The following is a 12,633-nucleotide window of genomic DNA, read 5'->3' as shown; positions in this document are numbered from 1 at the left end:
GATAAACGATTTCTTGATGATCGGCGATATCAGGGCAGTAGCGTTGTACTGCCCTTGTTGCGTTAGGGTTTAGTCTCGGAAGTTATCGAATTGCAAAGGTAATTCAGGCCCTTCTTCGCCGCGCAGCAACGCCATTACGCTTTGTAAATCGTCGCGTTTTTTACCGGTCACCCGGACTTTTTCACCTTGAATCTGGGCCTGCACCTTAAGCTTACTGGCTTTAATGCGCTTAACCACATCCTTGGCTTCTGCCTGATCCAGGCCCTGCTTTAAAATGACATCCTGGCGTGCCTTCACACCAGAAAGCTCAGGGTCTTTGATATCCATGCAGCGTGCATCGATTCCCCGGGCAATGAGCCGATTGCGCAGTACATCCAGCATCTGCTTAAGCTGGAAATCGACCTCAGCTTCCAGCTGCACTTTTTCACCTTCAAGGGCAAAGCTTGCATCAACGCCTTTAAAATCAAAGCGCGACTGCACTTCACGATTGGCCTGATCGACAGCGTTCGTGGCTTCGTGCTGATCGAATTCCGACACGATATCAAATGAGGGCATGACATTTATCCTAGCAAGACATGACTCATCATTTTAGAGCAGCAAGCCCCCTACCGGCCAATCCTGTTGCCGATTATCGTAAAAATTTCCTTACGTATTAGCGACAACCAGCAGACGTACAAATTTTATTCGCCGCTGTACGCATTGAATGCCATATACCGTACGCTATGCGAATTTCAATCGAATGATGTGGTACAGGAGTGACCATGACTGATCGCAACACGCGCCACAAGGCATCAATGGAAAAACTGAAAGCCCGCGTAGACGAAAAGGTAGCCAGCGCGACCGAACAGCGCGGGTTGCTGCTGATCAATACTGGCAATGGCAAGGGCAAAACGACAGCCGCCTGGGGCACCGTTACCCGATCACTGGGCTACGGCTATAAAGTGGGCGTGGTGCAGTTTATCAAGGGCCTCTGGGAGTGCGGTGAGCGAAATCGCCTGGAAGACGACCCGAACCTTGAAGTGGTCATTATGGCTACTGGTTTTACTTGGGAAACGCAAAATCGTGACGCCGACACCCAGGCCTGCCAGGCCGTATGGAAAGACGCCGAGTGCATGCTGGCCGACCCCGACACGTACCTTGTCGTACTGGATGAACTTACCTACATGCTTAAATTTGGTTACCTGGATATTGCCACCGTCAAGGCAGCCCTTGAGAACCGCCCGAGCGAACAGACGGTCATCATTACCGGACGCAATGCGCACCGCGAACTTGTCGCCATGGCCGACACTGTGACGGAAATGCAGGAAGTGCGCCACGCATTCAACAACGGCTTACAGGCACGACGGGGTATCGATTTTTAAACGCCAAATCTTTCAACACTTAAGTACGCAAAAGGGGCGCTTGGGCGCCCCTTTTATATTGCCGAGACGGTTTACATCCCAGCCTTACATTACGAAACGATTACTCGCTGTCAAACGGGTTACGCAGTACGATGGTTTCAACGCGGTCAGGACCTGTCGAAATAATGTCAATACTAGTGCCTACCTGCTCTTCCAGGAAACTAATATAAGAGCGTGCGTTTGCCGGCAGGTCTTCTACCTTCTTGGCACCCAGAGTCGACTCATTCCAGCCCGGCAGGTCATGATAAACCGGCTCAACGGCCTCGTAGCCTTCAGAATCCACCGGGTTATCCAGTACTTCGCCATCTTTACTGCGATAGCCTACGCAGACACGAATATTTTCTAAGCCATCGAGCACATCAAGCTTGGTCAGGCAGATGCCAGATACCGAGTTGATCTGCACAGCATGACGCAGCGCGACAGCGTCAAACCAGCCACAGCGACGCGGACGACCGGTGGTCGCACCAAACTCGTGGCCCCGCTCGGCCAGGTGGCGGCCATGGTCGTCAAATAGCTCGGTGGGGAACGGACCGGAACCCACGCGGGTGGTATATGCCTTGGTGATACCCAGCACGTAGTCCAGGTAAAGCGGACCTACGCCTGACCCTGTGGCCGTACCGCCTGCCGTGGTATTGGAGCTGGTGACGTAAGGGTAGGTACCGTGGTCGATATCTAGCAGCGAGCCTTGGGCGCCCTCGAACAGGATATTCTCATTGGCCTTGCGTAGATCGTGCACCATGCTGACCGTGTCGCACACCATGGGGCGTAGCTCGTCGGCCATCTGCATCGCACTATCCAGCACTTCCTGGAAGTCTACCGCCGGTTCGCCGTGGTAGTTGACCAATACGAAGTTGTGGTAGTCCAGTACTTCGCCCAGTTTAGAAGCAAAGCGCTCACGGTGGAGCATATCGCCCAGGCGCAGGCCACGACGAGCTACTTTATCTTCGTAGGCTGGTCCGATACCGCGCCCGGTGGTACCAATCTTAGCAACACCACGGGCCTTTTCACGCGCCTGATCAAGACGGACGTGGTACGGCAGAATCAGCGGGCAGGCTGGCGACAGGCGCAGGCGCTCGCGCACCGGTACGCCCTTGTCTTCAAGTTCGCGAATCTCTTTAATCAGCGCCTCGGGCGACAGTACCACCCCGTTGCCAATTACACAGGTTTTGCCTGGACGCAGAACGCCCGAGGGAATGAGATGAAGAACGGTCTTTTCACCATCAATCACCAAGGTATGGCCCGCATTGTGCCCCCCTTGGAAACGCACTACCGCCGCGGCTGACTCGGTGAGCAGGTCGACGATCTTGCCTTTACCTTCATCACCCCATTGGGTACCCAGGACTACGACATTCTTACCCATTATGCACTCGTCTCTTGTGTCAGGGCCGTTGTCTGCCAACAGCCATCGATAAACTCAAGACGGCGGTCACAGTCGTGCTCCGCCGGCCCAGTACGCTGCCCAGGCAGCGCTTGAATCACGCGTTCTCCCTGCTCTCGCAGTGCAACAATGGCAGCGTTGAGAGATTCATCTTCTTGCGCAGGCGCCCAGATGGCGCCGCGGGCTTTTGATGCCAGCGCTAATGATGCCAGCTGCTTTAAATCCATCGAAAAGCCGGTAGCAGGCCGAGCACGACCAAATGCACGCCCTGTATCATCATAGCGGCCGCCTTTGACCAGCGCATGGCCGTAACCCGGCACATAAGCCGCAAACATCATACCTGTGTGGTATTGATAGCCGCGCAGCTCAGCAAGATCGAAATAAAGCGACACATCAAAGCGTGCCAATACACCTTGGTAAAGTGCATCCAGTTGATCAAGCGCTGCTGTTACCGAGACTGGCGCGCCAGCAAAACGCTCGCGCGCCTGCCCTAGTATGCTCGCATTGCCGTGCAGCTCGCCCAGTGCCATGAACATATCAGCCAACACCGGGTCGCTGACACTGGCGTTTACCTGCTGCGCTAACTGGCCGGGTGACTTCAGTGCCAGCGCTTCAAACAAGGCACTTTCTTGTTCGTCATTAAGCTCGGCTGCTTCTACCAAGCTACGGTAAATGCCGATGTGGCCAAGTGCCAAATGTATTTCTTCAGCACCCGCTGCCTTTAAACTGGCCAGTGCCAGGTGAATGATTTCACTATCGGCTTCCAGCCCCGCATGACCAAATAGCTCAACGCCTACTTGAACCGGGCTGCGCCCCCCCTGGTGCTGGTCCGCCTTGGCACGCAGCACATTGGTGCAGTAACACAGACGCACCGGGCCTTGGCGCTTGAGCGAATGGGCGTCCATACGCGCTACCTGAGGGGTCACATCTGCCGAGGCACCCATCATGCGGCCGGTCAATTGATCGGTTAACTTAAAGGTTTGTAGGTCAAGGTCGGTGCCAGTGCCAGTCAGCAAGGAGTCCAGAAACTCCACCGGAGGTGGCATTACCTGGTCGTAGCCCCAGCAATGGTAAAGATCGAGCAGCGCACGGCGCAGCTCTTCCATGCGGCTTGCCTGAGGCGGTAGCACCTCATCCATGCCGTCGGGCAGCAGCCAGCGGTCAGCGATGGTCATGTGAACAATCCTGCAAGACGATGAAGGCCCGAACTCGGTTACTACGCCAATCGCGCATCAACCTTAAATAAGGGCCACAAAAAAACCGGGCGAACGCCCGGTTCAATTAAGTCTACCACGTTTATCGAAGGGATGAACCCCGCCAAGCGTTACGCAATGCTGACAAGTTCATCCCTACGCGGTATTACTCTTCGGAGTTGCCAGTGCCGCTCTGGCCGCCACCTTCTCCGTTACTGGGAGAAGCGCTACGCAAATAGCGGAAGAAATCGCTATCAGGCTCCAGCACGAGCATATTTCCATCACCGGAGAAGCTGTTACGGTAGGCGTTCAGGCTACGCCAGAAGGCGAAGAATTCCTGGTCCTGGCCATACGCTTCAGAGAAGATTCCGGCTGCTTCAGCGTCACCTTCACCACGCAGCGTTTCGGCGCGCTCATTGGCTTGGGCGATAAGCACCTGACGGCGACGGTCCGCATTGGCGCGAATACGCTCGGCCTCTTCCTGACCTTGGGCACGCCATTCACGGGCTTCACGCTCACGCTCTGAACGCATCCGCTCAAATACCGCCGCCGACACGTCTTCAGGCAAGTCAATACGCTTAATGCGAATATCGCGTATAGCGACACCCAATTCATCGCGCATCAGGTTATCAAGCTCTTCCGTGGGACCAATCATCAGGTCGTCCCGGCGCTCGGCGATGATTTCCTGAAGATTCAAGCGGCCAAACTCGTTACGCAGACTCTCGTCGACTCGTGGCTGAATGAGGCGAATCGCCATCATTTCATCGCCCGCCGTTGCTTCGTAGTAGCGCGTGGGATTAACCACCTGCCATTTTACGTAGGAGTCAACGATCACGGCCTTCTGCTCAAGCGTCAGATAGCGGCTGGTGTCAGTGTCCAGCGTCAAAAGGCGCGTATCAAACTTACGTACCGTTTGCGCGATCGGCACCTTGACATGCAGGCCCGGCTGAATATTCTCTTCAACCACCTCACCAAAACGCAATTTGACCGCACGCTCAGTTTCATCGACAACGTATAGCGTGTTGCTGGCAAGCCAAGCGACAGCGGCCAGGGTACCTACAATTAGCAGGGATCGATTGTTAACCATTTACCGGCCCTCCCTGCGGATAGAGCTGTTGCCTGAGGATAAAGTGCTGCTGCTTTGCCCACTACGCAGGTTCTCGATAACGCGCGGGTCAAGCTCTTCCCCACCGGCACTACTGCTGCTGTTGCCACCTGCAGAACCACTGCGCTCGTTACCACCGCGCATCTGATCAAGCGGCAGGTACATCAGCGGCGCATTTTCGCTTACATCCAGAAGCACCTTGGGCGTATTGCCAAACACTTCTTCGATGGCATCCAGGTACATACGCTCACGCATGACTTCCGGCGCATTACGGTATTCGGTCAACAAGGCATTGAAGCGGTTCGCCTGACCTTGTGCTTCAGCCACGACAGATTCACGGTAGCCTTGCCCCTGCTCAACCACACGCTGAGCCTGACCTTGCGCAGCGGGAATGATCGCATTGGCATAGGCCATACCTTCGTTGATCGTGCGCTGACGGTCTTCACGGGCACGAATAACATCATCAAAGGCATCAATTACCGGTGCCGGTGCTGAGGTAGACTCGATGTTAATGGTCTGCAGATTAATACCCGCACCATAGGCGTCAAGATACGTCTGTAAACGGCTGGCGACCGAGCTACCTAGAATTTCACGACCAGAGGTCAGGATATCGATCATATCCGTACCGCCTACAACGTGGCGCAGGGCGGAGTCGAGCGCATTTTCAATTGAAAGCGCCGGATCACGCACGTTGAGTACAAAATCACGAGGATTAGCGACCTGATACTGCGCAGAAATTTCCACTTCAACAATATTTTCGTCGCGAGTCAGCATCGATTGGGTCTGAGATACCGAGCGCACGCGCGTCACGTTGACCATGCGCACGTCATCAATCAGCGGTGGGTTCCACTGCAGGCCTGGATTGACGATGCCTTGATACTCGCCAAATCGAAGTACGACGCCACGTTCTGACTGATCGACAAGATAGAAACCTGACGCGGCCCAAATGGCCAGCGCCACGACCACCAAAAGGCCTGGCAGAGCGAATGAGTTACGGGGTTTACCACTGCCGCCACCCTTCTTGCCACCATTGCCTTTCTTGCCGCCACTGCCCAACATGCCATTGAGCTTGTCTTGAAATTTTTTAAGCGCCTCATCAAGGTCAGGAGGTCCTTGATTATTACCGCCGTTGTTCCCCCCTCGGTCGCCACCATCATTGCCACCACGGTTTCCACCGTCGTTGCCACCGCGTCGGCCACCACCACTCCATGGGTCGTGCTGGTTGCCACCACCAGGCTCATTCCAGGCCATACTTCTTCTCCACTAAGGTGCTCACCTGCGCTGGGCCTGCCGGGGCTAGACCCATGCGCTTTTTTGAAATTATTTCTATATCAACGTGTTATTACCATTTTACAGAATCGGACGCTACACGACCGGGCAATTAATCAACTTACCACTCATCCGCTTCACGTAGCGCTGCAGGCAAATAGGTGTTGGCGCGCTCGCCAAGCTGGGCCATCAGCTGGTTAAAGTCGCGCCTTGGAAGCCGAACATCCAGCACCGAATGCCCATGCTCATCGAAAGCTTCTTCACGCACGGCATTAAGCGCATGAAGGCCGGCGCGCAGCTTACCCTGCTCAGGCGTCAGCGTTAGCGAAAAGCCAATAACGTCACCGGCCAGCCGTTCAGTCAGCGCCTCATGAAGCAGATCCAGCCCTTGCCCCTGCTGGGCTGACAGCCAAACGACTTCTGGCACGCCGTGACTATCACGCTCGATACGCGGCGCGCTATCAAGCTTGTCAATCTTGTTCATGACCTTGAGCACCGGCACGCTGTCCGCGCCAATTTCTTTTAGCACATACTCAACCTGATCAACATTTAGCTCACGATCCGGGTCGGCAGCATCAATAACATGCACAAGCAGCGTGGCTTCGGCAGCCTCTTGGAGGGTGGCCTGAAACGCCTCGACAAGCTTGTGAGGCAAATGACGAATAAAGCCCACCGTATCTGCCATCACCACCGGGCCCACATCTTCTATCTCAAGCCGCCTCAAGGTGGGATCCAGCGTGGCAAACAGCTGATCGGCAGCGTACACTTCTGCATTGGTTAACGCATTAAACAGCGTTGATTTCCCCGCGTTGGTATAGCCCACCAGCGATACGCTGTGAATTTCAGCACGGGCGCGGGCGCGGCGATTCTGCTCGCGCTGACTACGCACTTTATCTAGCCGCTTATTGATGGACTTGATACGCGCCCTCAACAGGCGGCGGTCGGTTTCCAGCTGGGTTTCACCGGGGCCGCGCAGGCCAATCCCGCCTTTCTGACGCTCAAGGTGCGTCCACCCGCGTACAAGGCGCGTGGACATATATTCTAACTGGGCAAGCTCAACCTGCAGCTTACCTTCATGGGTCCGTGCCCGTTGCGCAAAAATATCGAGAATCAAACCGGTACGGTCGAGAACACGACACTTGAGCTCTTTCTCAAGGTTGCGCTGCTGGGAAGGGCTTAAACTATGATTGAAGATCACCAGCTCGGCCTGATGAGCTGCGAGCATGGCTCGCAACTCTTCCAGTTTCCCTGAACCCACAAAGGTTCGGGAATCAGGGCGCTGTCGACTGGCAGTGAGTAGCGTCGCGGGCTCTGCACCAGCAGAGCGCACGAGTTCTAAAAACTCACCCGGGTCTTCACGTGCCTGTTCGTCGTGGAAATCTACGTGAACAAGTACTGCCGTTTCACCGGCATCTGGGCGCTCAAAAAACAATCAATACCTCGAGGATTCTGTTGCTCATCCAGCGGTGTTACATATCCGCATCAGGTGCGGCTGGATCTTGTGCCGGTAAACGCACATTGCGTGACGGCACCACCGTGGAAATAGCATGTTTATAAACCATCTGACTAACGGTGTTACGCAGCAGGATGACAAACTGGTCAAAGGATTCAATCTGGCCTTGCAGCTTAATGCCGTTGACCAAAAAGATTGAGACCGGAATGCGCTCTTTGCGCAAAATATTCAAGTACGGGTCTTGAAGGGACTGCCCTTTGGACATGTTGCTCTCCCTAAAACTGTCGTTGGGGTTGGTTATTTATGGCGTGCCCTACTGGTGCTACGCCGCAATCTGTTTGCCCGAAAGGCCTGGTCGCCCGGCCACTCGAAAACACACACTTACGAAATCACTATCTTACGCTAAGCACCGCTTTCACGCACGAATTTCAGCGTCTTATCCACCACGTCCGTCTGCTGTGAATCAATCCAGTTAAGATTAGACCAGCTTCTTAACCACGTTAGCTGACGCTTGGCGAGCTGGCGAGTGGCAATTACACCACGCTCTTTCAGCGTAGGATAATCGTACTTGCCATCAAGGTATTCCCATACCTGCCGATAGCCGACGCTTTTCATTGATGGAAGCCCCAGATGAAGATCATCACGTTTTTTGAGGGCGGCCACTTCATCTATCAAGCCTTCTGACAGCATGGCGGTAAAACGTTTTTCAATTCGGGCGTGTAAAACGCCCCGATCGGCAGGTGACAGAGCTATCGACAACACCCGCCAGGGAAAGGTTTCAGGTTGCTGCTCGTCCCATAGCGTACTCATGGATTTTCCACTGGCGTAATAGACCTCAAGCGCTCGCATCAAGCGCTGCGGGTCATTGGGGTGAATGCGCCGCGCCGAGACAGGATCGACCTCCGCCAGTGCTCTGTGCAGGGCTTCAAGGCCCTCCGCCTCGCGCTTTAAAGCCAGCTGTTCGCGAATAGCCGGGGTAGCAGCGGGCATGTTAGCCACACCTTCCACTAGGCATTTGTAATACAACATAGTGCCGCCCACCAACAGAGGCACTTTTCCTGCCGCGCTAATTTGTCGCATCTCGGCCAGCGCATCTGCACGAAATTCGGCAGCCGAATAGGGCTCGGAGGGGTCGCGCAGATCGATTAACCGGTGAGGCGCGCGGGCAAGCTCTTCGGCGCTGGGTTTGGCACTACCAATATTCATTCCGCGATAGACCATGGCCGAGTCCACACTGATCAGTTCATGGCCTAGCTGCTCATGAAGCGCTATCGCCGTATCTGTTTTTCCGGCCGCGGTTGGCCCCATTAAAAAAATCGCCCAAGGACGCGTATCAGCCATAGATAGGCAAACTCCGCCGAACGTTCCAATAAAACGTTATAAGAAAAAAAGGGTAAGAAACTAGAAACTACTGGCCGCGCAAGAACAATTTATCCAGCGCTTTCAGGCTCATTTGAGTCCAGGTCGGCCGCCCATGATTACATTGGTCACTACGCTCTGTACGCTCCATGTCACGCAACAGCGCATTCATCTCAGCAACGGTCAGACGACGGTTGGCACGCACGCTGCCATGGCAGGCCATGGTCGAAAGCAGCGCATGAATACGCGCCTCTACCTGATGAGTGCGCCCAAAGCGGGCAAGCTCTTCTAGCATTTCACGCACCAACGCTTCGGGGTCGGCGTGGGCAAGCAGCGCTGGCAGCTGACGCACCAACAAGGTTTCCGGTCCGGCCACATCCAACTCAATTCCTAGCTTGGAGATGGCCTCCTGCTCACTCTCCGCCGTGGCAACTTCTGCACGGCTAGCCGCCAATGAGACAGGCACCAGCAGCGGCTGCGTATCAATACCTTCGGCATCCGCCAGTTGGTTTTTCATGCGTTCATACACAATCCGCTCGTGGGCAGCGTGCATATCAACGAGCACTAGCCCCTGAGCGTTTTGCGCCAGAATATAGATCCCATGCAGCTGACCCAGCGCAAACCCTAATGGAGGTGCGCTGGCAGGGTCGCTTTCCGGCATGACAAGCGGCGCTTCACGCACTTCATTGACGGGCCGTGTTTCATTTGCCCATGCGCCCGGTGCCTGGGGCGTCAATAACATCTCTTCGTGATCAGGATGCAGTGCCTGGTAGCCTTGCATAAAGCGGCGCACTTTCTCAGCTCCAGGATGGCGAGCGGACGTTTGTGGTGGGGCAAGTGCTATTCCCTGCTGCTGCCATTGCGCTGATTCAGATTGGCTGGCCTGTAACGACGAGCCACCCTTCATCTCGGTTAAAGCCGGGCTGGCCACCGGTTGCTCTGAGGCGCTAGCTGTTGCTTCATCGTCCTCAGAAGGCCTGGATGATGCCAGGCAATGATGCAGGCTCGAGTAGAGAAAATCATGAACCATGCGACCATCACGAAAGCGCACTTCGTGCTTGGTGGGGTGCACATTGACATCAACCACATCGGGGTCAAGCGTCAGATAGAGCACAAACACCGGGTGGCGGCCGTTATACAACACATCCCGGTAAGCCTGACGAACTGCATGAGCTACCAGCCGGTCACGCACCACGCGGCCATTGACAAAAAAATACTGTTGATCCGCCTGTGAGCGTGAATGGGTGGGCAGACCCACCCAGCCACTCAGGCGTAGCCCGCCCGCTTCACGCTCGATATAGCGCGCATGCTCGATAAAGTTTTTACCCAGCAGCGAAGCAATGCGCCGCTCCTGAGCAGACGCCGAGAGACCGGAAGGCAGTTGATGCACCACCTTCTGATTATGGCGAAGCACCCAGGTAATATCATAGCGTGACAGCGCCTGACGCCGGAATGCCTCCTCTACATGGGCAAATTCGGTTTTTTCAGTGCGTAGGAACTTGCGCCTTGCAGGGGTATTAAAAAACAGATCGCGAACCGCGACACTGGTACCGCGCGGGTGCGGGGCAGGCGTTACTCTTGCCTCCATGCCTCGCCCTTCGGCCACCACGCGCCAGCCGCCACGCGGGTCTTCTTCAGCGTTGGAAACCAGCTCAAGCCGCGACACCGAGCTGATGGAGGCCAGCGCTTCACCGCGGAACCCCAACGAGCTGACGCCTTCCAGATCTTCCAGGCTGCCGATCTTGCTGGTAGCGTGACGCGCCAGCGCCAGCGGCAAATCCTGTTCACCAATACCGATACCGTCATCACGGACCCTGATCAGCCGGGCGCCGCCCTGCTCGATTTCCACGTCAATGCGCTGACTACCCGCATCAATGGCGTTCTCAATTAGCTCCTTAGTGACCGACGATGGGCGCTCGACCACCTCCCCTGCGGCTATCTGGTTCGCCAGCCGAGGATCAAGAACATGAATACGCGGTGGCAAAGAACTCGACTCGGACACCTGACACCTCAAGAATTGGGAATACGTAAGACCTGGCCAACGCGAATAACATCGCCACTCAAGTCATTCGCCTGGCGAAGCTGGCCTACCGGCACCCCATGACGCACTGCAATCGAGGAGAGCGTGTCGCCTGACTGAATGCGATATTCGTTACCGGTTGGCCGGCGCTGATGATCGCGCTGCCACGCAAGCAGACTAGCCGGAGGCGGGTTACGCTCAAAGTGCGCACGCAGCCCGCTAAAGATGGCATTGGCAAGCCCTTGTTGATGGACAGGGTCGCGCAACCGCCGCTCCTCTGACGGATTGGAGATAAAGCCGACCTCCACCAGCAGAGAAGGAATATCCGGCGACTTGAGCACCATGAAACCCGCCTGCTCCACGCGAGACTTGTGCAGCCGGTTGATACGCCCTAACTGCTCAAGCACCTGCCCGCCAATTGATAGCGAGTCGTTCAACGTGGCGGTCATGGTCAAATCAAGCAGAACGCCACGCAGCACTTGATCCTTATCGCGCAGTGACAGGTTGCCATCAACCCCGCCGATCAGATCGGCGCGGTTTTCGCTGTCAGCAAGCCATTGAGCAGTTTCAGACGTCGCACCCCGCTGGGAAAGCGCGTACACCGAGCTTCCCTCAGGACGCGGGCTACTGAAGGCATCGGCATGTACAGAGACAAAAAAGTCGGCTTTTTGCTCACGGGCCAGCTGGGTACGCTGCCGCAGCCCGATATAGTAATCACCATCTCGAATCAATACGGCCTTGAAGCCCGGCGTGCCGTTGACATCCGCGGCCAGCTTGCGGGCGATATCCAGCACCACATCCTTCTCGCGCGTGCCGCCGGGCCCAATGGCGCCCGGGTCCTCACCGCCGTGCCCTGCATCGATGGCAATAATGATATCGCGCTGGGGATGAGGCTGAGCGGGCTGCACTTCAACAGGCGCAGGACTTGAGGGCGCAGACGATGCTTCACCGCCCGGCACTTGTGCCTGGGCTTGAGCATTACTGCGCTGGGCCAGCATCTCTTGGTCGCGAATCATCGCTTCAATGGGGTCGATGGGGTTTTCAACCGCGCTTTCGCCCGGGTACTCAAGGTCGACCACCAGGCGATGACCATACTGATCGTTGGGGGGTAGCACAAAATGCCGTGGTTCAACCACACGGTTTAGCTCAAGCACCACGCGTAGCCCACCACCGTCGCGTACGCCGGTACGCACAGCTTCAATGGCGCTACCTTCTAACGGCAACGTTGAGGCATCGGTATCCAGATGACTCTCTTCCAGGTCGATCACCAGCCGATCAGGGTTCGAAAGAGGAAAAACATTGGCGTGGGTAGCTCCGGAAAGATCAAATACCAACCGTGCGTGATCGGGCGCCGCCCACAGGCGCATGCTTTCAACGGTCGCGGCATGAGCAGACGAGACGCCTGTCATCAGCGCAATTAGCCCTGGCGCTAATAAACGCATCAAGGCGATCATTT

At 55.8% G+C, this 12,633-nt stretch carries 11 protein-coding genes; 1 reads left to right on the top strand and 10 read right to left on the bottom strand.

What is annotated here, in order from left to right:
* Positions 1 to 69: 69 nt before the first annotated feature.
* Positions 70 to 555: a YajQ family cyclic di-GMP-binding protein gene (locus ELY38_RS17475; RefSeq protein WP_127063444.1), complete on the bottom strand. Its 486-nt coding sequence runs from the start codon at positions 553 to 555 to the stop codon at positions 70 to 72.
* Positions 556 to 761: 206 nt separating this feature from the next.
* Here ELY38_RS17475 and cobO point away from each other — a divergent pair, with 206 nt between their 5' ends.
* Positions 762 to 1,361 carry a cob(I)yrinic acid a,c-diamide adenosyltransferase gene (gene cobO, locus ELY38_RS17470; protein WP_127063443.1) on the top strand — a complete coding sequence of 200 codons (600 nt, stop codon included), beginning with the start codon at positions 762 to 764 and terminating at the stop codon, positions 1,359 to 1,361.
* Between the two features lie 100 nt (positions 1,362 to 1,461).
* Here the strand turns inward: cobO and ELY38_RS17465 are convergent, their stop codons facing one another.
* From ELY38_RS17465 to ELY38_RS17425, 9 genes are all read right to left on the bottom strand, one after another.
* Positions 1,462 to 2,760: an adenylosuccinate synthase gene (locus ELY38_RS17465; protein WP_127063442.1), complete on the bottom strand. Its 1,299-nt coding sequence runs from the start codon at positions 2,758 to 2,760 to the stop codon at positions 1,462 to 1,464.
* A complete protein-coding gene (locus ELY38_RS17460; protein ID WP_127063441.1) occupies positions 2,760 to 3,953 on the bottom strand; it encodes an ATP phosphoribosyltransferase regulatory subunit in 1,194 nt (397 codons plus the stop codon). Before ELY38_RS17460 ends, ELY38_RS17465 begins: the two co-directional genes overlap by 1 nt.
* 184 nt (positions 3,954 to 4,137) lie before the next feature.
* The gene (gene hflC, locus ELY38_RS17455; protein WP_127063440.1) at positions 4,138 to 5,058 is read right to left on the bottom strand and encodes a protease modulator HflC; all 921 of its coding nucleotides are present in this window, start codon (positions 5,056 to 5,058) and stop codon (positions 4,138 to 4,140) included.
* Positions 5,059 to 6,327, bottom strand: coding sequence for an FtsH protease activity modulator HflK (gene hflK / locus ELY38_RS17450; protein ID WP_127063439.1), 1,269 nt, complete (start codon positions 6,325 to 6,327; stop codon positions 5,059 to 5,061).
* A 139-nt stretch (positions 6,328 to 6,466) separates the two neighbouring features.
* Entirely contained in the window at positions 6,467 to 7,777 is a 1,311-nt protein-coding gene (gene hflX, locus ELY38_RS17445) for a ribosome rescue GTPase HflX (protein ID WP_127063438.1), read from the bottom strand.
* Positions 7,778 to 7,814: 37 nt separating this feature from the next.
* Positions 7,815 to 8,063: an RNA chaperone Hfq gene (hfq, locus tag ELY38_RS17440; protein WP_126949454.1), complete on the bottom strand. Its 249-nt coding sequence runs from the start codon at positions 8,061 to 8,063 to the stop codon at positions 7,815 to 7,817.
* 137 nt (positions 8,064 to 8,200) lie between these two features.
* Positions 8,201 to 9,139 carry a tRNA (adenosine(37)-N6)-dimethylallyltransferase MiaA gene (miaA, locus tag ELY38_RS17435; protein ID WP_127063437.1) on the bottom strand — a complete coding sequence of 313 codons (939 nt, stop codon included), beginning with the start codon at positions 9,137 to 9,139 and terminating at the stop codon, positions 8,201 to 8,203.
* A gap of 67 nt (positions 9,140 to 9,206) precedes the next feature.
* The gene (gene mutL / locus ELY38_RS17430; protein WP_127063436.1) at positions 9,207 to 11,159 is read right to left on the bottom strand and encodes a DNA mismatch repair endonuclease MutL; all 1,953 of its coding nucleotides are present in this window, start codon (positions 11,157 to 11,159) and stop codon (positions 9,207 to 9,209) included.
* Between the two features lie 8 nt (positions 11,160 to 11,167).
* The gene (locus ELY38_RS17425) at positions 11,168 to 12,619 is read right to left on the bottom strand and encodes an N-acetylmuramoyl-L-alanine amidase (RefSeq protein ID WP_246009187.1); all 1,452 of its coding nucleotides are present in this window, start codon (positions 12,617 to 12,619) and stop codon (positions 11,168 to 11,170) included.
* Between the last annotated feature and the right edge of the window lie 14 nt (positions 12,620 to 12,633).

It is taken from the genome of Vreelandella nanhaiensis (assembly GCF_003990185.1).
GTDB classification, from domain to species: domain Bacteria; phylum Pseudomonadota; class Gammaproteobacteria; order Pseudomonadales; family Halomonadaceae; genus Vreelandella; species Vreelandella nanhaiensis.
The sequence above is the reverse complement of the archived record's forward strand: the minus strand, read 5'-3'. Positions and strand labels throughout refer to the sequence as shown.

Excerpts from the sequence above, each read along its gene's own strand:
- ELY38_RS17460 (WP_127063441.1), bottom strand. The coding sequence starts at position 3,953 with ATGACCATCGCTGACCGCTGGCTGCTGCCCGACGGCATGGATGAGGTG.
- hflC (WP_127063440.1), bottom strand. The coding sequence starts at position 5,058 with ATGGTTAACAATCGATCCCTGCTAATTGTAGGTACCCTGGCCGCTGTC.
- hflK (WP_127063439.1), bottom strand. The coding sequence starts at position 6,327 with ATGGCCTGGAATGAGCCTGGTGGTGGCAACCAGCACGACCCATGGAGT.
- ELY38_RS17465 (WP_127063442.1), bottom strand. The coding sequence starts at position 2,760 with ATGGGTAAGAATGTCGTAGTCCTGGGTACCCAATGGGGTGATGAAGGT.
- cobO (WP_127063443.1), top strand. The coding sequence starts at position 762 with ATGACTGATCGCAACACGCGCCACAAGGCATCAATGGAAAAACTGAAA.
- miaA (WP_127063437.1), bottom strand. The coding sequence starts at position 9,139 with ATGGCTGATACGCGTCCTTGGGCGATTTTTTTAATGGGGCCAACCGCG.
- ELY38_RS17425 (WP_246009187.1), bottom strand. The coding sequence starts at position 12,619 with ATGCGTTTATTAGCGCCAGGGCTAATTGCGCTGATGACAGGCGTCTCG.
- ELY38_RS17475 (WP_127063444.1), bottom strand. The coding sequence starts at position 555 with ATGCCCTCATTTGATATCGTGTCGGAATTCGATCAGCACGAAGCCACG.
- hfq (WP_126949454.1), bottom strand. The coding sequence starts at position 8,063 with ATGTCCAAAGGGCAGTCCCTTCAAGACCCGTACTTGAATATTTTGCGC.